Genomic DNA, 6,636 nt, shown 5'->3' with positions numbered 1-6,636 from the left:
CGCGGAGCGGCTCCCCAGCTCATAACTATGTCGCATAACCTTCTGGTTGAATCGGTGTATTCATCGTTAGTTATGAAACACATAGGAGCAGCCCGTGCCGAAACTGATCGGTTATGCCGCGTTTCCACGCGGCAGCAGTCGGGCTGACCGGCAGCAGGCGGACTGCTGGCGGCCGGCGTCAGACGCGATGACCTATACGTGGATCACGGTGTGTCTGGAGCACGATCCTCACGACCCCAGTTCGATCGGGCGCTCGACGCGCTGATCGAGGGCGACACCCTTGTCACGACGCTGGACCGGCTCGGGCGGTTCACCCAGAACGTGCTTGCCTTCGCCGACGAAACTCCGCAGCCGAGGTGCGGGCCTGCGCGTCCTGAACCTGGGCGGAGGCGACGTAGACACAGCGACACCCATGGGGTCGATGCTGTTCACGATCATGGCCGCCCTTGCGGAAATGGAACACGAGATCAAGCGCGAACGCGTCACCGATTCCATCAGCAAACGCAGAGAAGCCGGAAGAGATCTTGGCGGCAGGCCCCGCAGGGTCACTGACAGTCAGATACGAAGTGCTGTCCGCCTGGTCGAAGGCGGCGACCCCGCAGCGCAAATTGCCCGCGATCTCGGAATGTCCCCAGGGACGTTTTATAGACGGTCCCGGGCACTCACAAGCTAGTCGAGTCGCATCCCCACTTAGAGCGACACCAAGCGATCACAAAACGCCGGCAAGGTGCGGGCAAAATCTACAGGCGAAGGGTTCGAAAACCGCCATCTTGAACTGCGATTTAACCGCCATTCGCCGTTAACAGTCACGGACACCACTGGCCAACTATGCGCCTAGTGACGGGACGCAGAAACGGTCGTTATTGACCTACACGGGCAACAGGGAAAGCCGGGTGCAGTTCTCACCCGGCTCCCCTATTTCCCGTTCAATGCGTGGGGTAGGCCCGCGGCGGCATCGTCACTGGGTGCCGCCGCGGGGTTCGTCCTCGAGGTCCTTAGGTGCCGTGAGATCCATCTCGAGCAGCGGCACCACCTTGGACTTGGTGGTGAAGCGGTGAGCCAGCCATAGGACAATGAAGACCGGCAACCCGATGTAGGAGGAAAGCACCTCCATCACCCTCCCGGCAAGCACAGCCTCGTAGTTCTGTCCCGCGATCACCAGGACCAGCAGGGCGAAGGCCAGCAGTGGGCCAATGGGGAACAGGGACGCCTTGTAAGGCAGGTCGCTGACCTTGTTCCCCTGGGCCAGGAAGCCGCGCCTGAAACGGTAGTGGGAGACCGCGATCCCTGCCCAGACGATGAAGCCGCACAGGCCTGACATGTTCAGCAGCCAGGAGTAGGCCGCGCCCTGACCGACGATCGCGGAGAGGAACCCGAAGAGTCCCACGGCCGCGGTCGCCAGCAACGCCGGGATCGGCACGCCACGTGCATTGGTTCGGCCGAAGACCTTCGGGGCCATGCCGTCATGGGCCATGGCGTAAAGCATCCGGGTGGAGGCATATAGTCCGGAGTTGCCCGCGGACAGGATGGCGGTCAGGATCACCGCGTTCATCAGGGCCGCTGCGAAGGCGATCCCGGCGCGCGAGAAGACCAGGGTAAACGGCGATGTTGCAACATCGGCCTCGCCGGAGGCGAGCAGGCTCGGATCGGTGAACGGGATCAGGCAGCCGATGATAAAGATGGCACCGATGTAGAAAAGCATGATGCGCCAGAAGACAGTGCGGATGGCCTTCGGCACTTCGCGACGCGGGTTCTTGGCTTCGCCTGCGGCCACACCCACCAGCTCGGTGCCCTGTAAGGAGAACCCGGCAATCATGAAGACCGAGATGATCGAGACCCAACCCCCGTGGAACACTTCATCGCGGGTTTCCCAGTTACTCAGCCCCGGGGAGTTACCCCCCAGGACGCCGAAGATCATCAGCACTCCGGCGATCAGGAAGAGCACCACCGCGGTGACCTTGATGAGGGAGAACCAGAACTCCGACTCACCGAAGGACTTGGCCGAGAGGGCGTTGAGCCCGGTCAACACCAGCAGAAAGATCCCGGCCCACACCCAGCCGGGGACCCCCGGGAACCAGAAGTCCATGATGATTCCGGCCGCGACCAGCTCGGCGGCCACCGTGATGGCCCAGTTGAACCAATAGTTCCAGCCGATCGCGAACCCAAAGGACGGGGAGACAAAACGGGTGGCAAAGGACTGGAAGGAACCGGCGACCGGAATTTTGGCCGACATTTCGCCCAGTGACTGCATCAACAGGAATACCATCAGTCCTACCAGCGCGTAGGCGACCAGCGCACCGCCGGGACCGGCCTGGGAAATGGTGCCGCCCGAGGCCACGAACAGCCCGGTACCGATTGCACCGCCTATGGCAATCATCTGCAGGTGGCGGCTGCTCAGCCCGCGCTTGAGTTCGTTGGTGGTTTCGTCGGAGGCGCGGCTTGCCCCTGGCGCTAGGGAGGATCCGGGTTGTGCCACTGCATCGGGTTTGATTTCTGTGGAAGTTGTGCTCGTTGGTGTCATGCAACACCGCCAAGGGGCATCAATGCGATCCGGTTCAGATTCCCCGTGCCGTCTTTGGCTCGACGGGTGCAGGCTTCTACGATGGCCGTGCCGAGCCGGTAGACCAAAAAGGCCCCGAGGGGTCCTGCCTGTGCGGTGGTGCACCCCGGGCTGAGGAACAGTCTTGAGCCGAAGCACAGACCGGTTTCATGGGGGCCGGGAGTGATCGCCCGATTATCTGTTTGCGTGGGGGAGCTGAGTTCCATGGTGCCTCCGGGAAGGTAGCTGCGGTGGGTTGAGCTTTCCGGCGGGCCCGGCCGGGAAGGACGGTGATCAAGCTAACACATGGAAAGAAAGAGCCCGTCGGCGAAGCGAATGTTGCCCGACAAATGCTCGAAGTCTTACTAATAGCCTGAAAAGCGAGGCTCTGAGCACAAGACTTTCTTACGCTTCGTGAAAAGACCCATCATGCATGCTTATCCATTGCTACGTTCTTCGGGACCCCCTCAACGGAAGGAACGAACATGTCTGTCCTCGCAAGCCCCGAAGTGACAACCAGCCGAGCAGAAGACCTCAAGGCGCTCCCGGCATGGCAGGCTCTAAAGACGGCCGTCATTGGACTGCAGCGGGTTCAAGCGCAGGACGGTTCCGTTCCGGAACCGTCTAACCACGACCAGGCCCGCCAGAATGTCAGTGTCATCACTGGCGCAATCGTCGACCTGCGTCCGCACCTTCCCCACGACAGGGAATACCTTGAACTGCTCGTGCAGGACTTCCAGCGGTGGGCGTCCGAGGGCTTCGGCGTACCTGATTTCCTCGACTCGTTGGTAGCCTTCCACCCCGAGCAGTGGCGCATCGATGGGCTGCCGCACCTGGTTGTATTCCCCATGTACACGCAGAACGGCAGCACCAACCGCTACTTTGAGGCCGTCCTCATCGAGGTTATTTGGCCTTCCTTCGTCGCTGAACTGGAGGCCGGAAACTACTCCAACAAGCTGTTCGTCCCCATCAGCTTCGCCGACTTCACGCCCGGCTATGACACGAACTCCGCAGTACTCTTCCCCGAGAGCGTGTCGGTCCGGAGCACCCCCTCGTTCACCTGGGGAGGCATTTTCGCGGACCGCGAAGCCGCCCGGTTCCGTCGCGTCCTCAAAGCTGCTGCCGACATTACTTCCCTGGACCTGCCGGCTGACGCCGCGGAATTGCTCGAAGACCAACACCTCACGGAAAAGACCTTCGTGATGTGGGATCTAATCCACGACCGGACCCACATGCGCGGTGACCTGCCCTTTGACCCGTTCATGATCAAGCAGCGGATGCCGTACTTCCTGTACTCCCTCGAGGAGCTTCGCTGTGACCTGACCGCCTTCCGCGAATCAGTCCTCATCGAACGGGACGAAACGGCTTCCGAGGACGCCCGCAAACACGCCAAGCTGGTCCAATACGCCGTGATCTTCGATCGCATTTTCCGCTTCGCGATTACCGGGAACCGGGTCCGCAACTACGACGCCGTGGGCGGCCAATTGCTGTTCGCCTGGATGCACCAGCACCGGGTCCTGCACTGGACCGATGGAAAGTTGAGCATCGACTGGAAGGACGTCGCCAGCGTGGTCGTCGAGCTGGGTGTCCGCATCGAGGAACTCTACTGGCGTTCAATCGACCGGCCGAAGACCGCACACTGGCTGGCTGCCTATGAGCTCGTCTCGGAAACCCTCACCCCCAACCCGTCCTCCGCCTGGACCAAGGGACCGGGCGCCCTTCCGCTCGACGGCCCTCCGCGGGGACTGACGGACCAGGTCCTTGATGACGAATTCCCCCTGTCAATGTTCTACGAGGCACTGGAGAAGAAGATGCGCCCGGTCATTGAATCAACTGCCGGGATCACCGGTAAGAGCCCTGTGAAGACTGCGGGCGAGGCAGGCGCATGAGCCAGGATCTCTCGGGGCGAACGGTCGTCGTCGCCGGTTCGACAAGCGCTGCCGGCGTTGCAGTCGTCCGTACCCTCTCGCAAGCAGGGGCACGCGTAGCCGCCGTGGACATTCTTGAGGACCGAGTGCAGGAGCTCTCGGGCACGTACGAGAACGTCACAGGCTATGTCTGCAACCTCGCGGATCTGCGGGCCGTTGAAAACTTGGCGAAGTCTGTCCGAAACGATCTAGGTTCCGTGGACGGCCTTATCCATCTTGTCGGAGGGTGGCGCGGCGGTGCAGGCGTTAAAGACCAGACGGACGACGACTGGGACTTCCTGCACACCAGCGTCCTCACCACCCTGAGGAACACCAGCCGCGCGTTTTACGATGACTTGGCTGCCTCCCCGGCCGGACGCCTGGCCATCGTTTCCGCACAGTCCGCTTCCTCCCCGACAGCGGATGGCGCCGCCTATGCTGCCGTCAAGTCTGCCGCTGAGGCATGGACCCTGGCCGTGGCCGACGGATTCCGGCAACTGCAGGGAGGAAACGAAAGCCCCATCTCCGCTCAGCACTCAGCCGCCCTGGTCTTCATCGTCAAGGCTCTGGTCGATGACCGGATGCGCGCAGCCCAGCCGGAACGCAAATTTCCGGGATTCACCGATGTCAGTGTCCTTGCCGACGCTGTAGAGCGGATCTTCGACCTGGAGGCAGAACAGATCAACGGGCGGCGCTTGCCCCTCACGGCCGGACACCTTGTTGGTGCACTGGCATGAGCGTTAACGTCGATTCCAAAGCAGGGGTCCCGCTGGAACTGGCCGGGCGCCTGCACGACCCGAACTACCGTGGCTTCGCGTCGGATAACTACGCCGGGGCTCACCCGGAAATCATCGAAGCAGTTCAGGCAGCCAACGAAGGCCACGTCACCGCATATGGCGAAGACGTCTACACAGCGGCGCTCCAACAGGTCGTCCAATGCCACTTCGGGACAGCTGCTACCGCATATCCCGTCTTCAATGGAACCGGGGCCAATGTCCTTGCCCTACAAACCCTGCTCCCGCGCTGGGGCGCTGTCATCTGCGCGGCAACAGCGCATATCAATACCGATGAAAACGGCGCCCCGGAACGCATTGGCGGAATAAAGCTCCTCCCGATCCCCACTCCGGATGGCAAGCTCAGCCCGGAATTGATCGACGCCGAAGCTTGGGGATGGGGAGACGAGCATCGGGCACAGCCGCTGGCCGTATCGATCACCCAGACCACCGAACTTGGCACCTGCTACACGCCGGAAGAAATCCAACGCATCGCTGATCACGTCCACGCGAAGGGAATGAAATTGCACCTGGACGGAGCAAGGCTGGCCAACGCTGCAGCACATCTCGGGCTTCCTTTGCGGGCATTCACCACCGACGTCGGCGTCGACGTCCTGTCCTTTGGTGGCACCAAAAACGGGCTGCTGTTCGGCGAAGCCGTTGTCTGGCTCAACTCACAGTCCGACCCGGGCATGAACTACCTGCGCAAGATGAACATGCAGCTTGCCTCAAAGATGCGGTTTGTCTCCGCGCAACTGATAGCCCTGCTGACGGATGGGTTGTGGATGCGGTCCGCCAGTGACGCCAACGAGATGGCTCAGCGCCTCAGCGCAGGGATCTCGGCCATCGACGGTGTCTCCCTGACGCAAGCCACACAGGCCAATGGCGTCTTTGCCGTCCTTCCACCCGGGGCAGCCGCGAAAGTCCGGGAATCCTTCCGCTTTTATGACTGGGACCAAGCACGCGGTGAAGTCCGGTGGATGTGTTCCTGGGACACCACCGACACCGATGTCCAATCTCTCGTGGCTGCCGTTGAAGCTGCCGTAAGCTCCCTAGCTTCACAGCAAACGTCTAACCAAGGAGACGCAACCGCCAACTAGTGGCGGCTACTTTCCAGTGGGCGCGGCCTCAAGTGGCCGCGCCCGCGTCGGCGAGAACAAAACAGAGACCAGGGCTGCCGCGTCCTCTCCTCCCACGGTCAGCAGGCCGGCTTTTTTCGCGTCGGCGATACAGAGATGGCGGGGTGCCGGTGCCGGTTAGGTTCGCACCGAATGGCACTCCCCTGGCAGTCCTCCACGATGGTGATGAACTTGCCGGAATGTTGTGCAGCCCGGGGCCTTTTCGGGTTATGCCGCCCACGTGTGCGGCAAGTCCGCATGCGTACTTTCTGTGTTTGCTGCCCGCCTCAGGCAACCCA

4 protein-coding genes and 1 pseudogene are annotated in these 6,636 nt (G+C 61.8%); 4 read left to right on the top strand and 1 reads right to left on the bottom strand.

The window, feature by feature from the left end; translation table 11 throughout:
• Window positions 1-94 precede the first annotated feature (94 nt).
• Window positions 95-673: pseudogene (locus J7I85_RS00780) on the top strand (recombinase family protein).
• A gap of 285 nt (window positions 674-958) precedes the next feature.
• On the opposite strand, the gene J7I85_RS00775 reads toward J7I85_RS00780, so the two are convergent.
• Entirely contained in the window at window positions 959-2,521 is a 1,563-nt protein-coding gene (locus tag J7I85_RS00775) for an amino acid permease (RefSeq protein ID WP_214845342.1), read from the bottom strand.
• Window positions 2,522-3,024: 503 nt separating this feature from the next.
• Here J7I85_RS00775 and J7I85_RS00770 point away from each other — a divergent pair.
• From J7I85_RS00770 to J7I85_RS00760, 3 genes are read left to right on the top strand one after another with little or no spacing between them, the layout of a single operon-like run.
• Complete coding sequence (locus J7I85_RS00770) at window positions 3,025-4,428, top strand: DUF6421 family protein (RefSeq protein WP_214845340.1); 1,404 nt, start codon at window positions 3,025-3,027, stop codon at window positions 4,426-4,428.
• Entirely contained in the window at window positions 4,425-5,183 is a 759-nt protein-coding gene (locus J7I85_RS00765; protein ID WP_214845338.1) for an SDR family NAD(P)-dependent oxidoreductase, read from the top strand. Before J7I85_RS00770 ends, J7I85_RS00765 begins: the two co-directional genes overlap by 4 nt.
• Entirely contained in the window at window positions 5,180-6,319 is a 1,140-nt protein-coding gene (locus J7I85_RS00760; protein ID WP_214845336.1) for a low specificity L-threonine aldolase, read from the top strand. The genes J7I85_RS00765 and J7I85_RS00760 overlap by 4 nt, the downstream gene beginning before the upstream one ends.
• Window positions 6,320-6,636 lie beyond the last annotated feature (317 nt).

Source organism: Arthrobacter sp. ISL-65, assembly GCF_018613795.1.
Taxonomy (GTDB): domain Bacteria; phylum Actinomycetota; class Actinomycetes; order Actinomycetales; family Micrococcaceae; genus Arthrobacter.
Note: the sequence above shows the minus strand (reverse complement) of the source record. Positions and strands in the feature narration are given on the sequence as shown.

Bases quoted from the DNA above. Each gene is read 5' to 3' on its own strand.
- J7I85_RS00775 (WP_214845342.1), bottom strand. From the start codon at position 2,521: ATGACACCAACGAGCACAACTTCCACAGAAATCAAACCCGATGCAGTG.
- J7I85_RS00770 (WP_214845340.1), top strand. From the start codon at position 3,025: ATGTCTGTCCTCGCAAGCCCCGAAGTGACAACCAGCCGAGCAGAAGAC.
- J7I85_RS00765 (WP_214845338.1), top strand. From the start codon at position 4,425: ATGAGCCAGGATCTCTCGGGGCGAACGGTCGTCGTCGCCGGTTCGACA.
- J7I85_RS00760 (WP_214845336.1), top strand. From the start codon at position 5,180: ATGAGCGTTAACGTCGATTCCAAAGCAGGGGTCCCGCTGGAACTGGCC.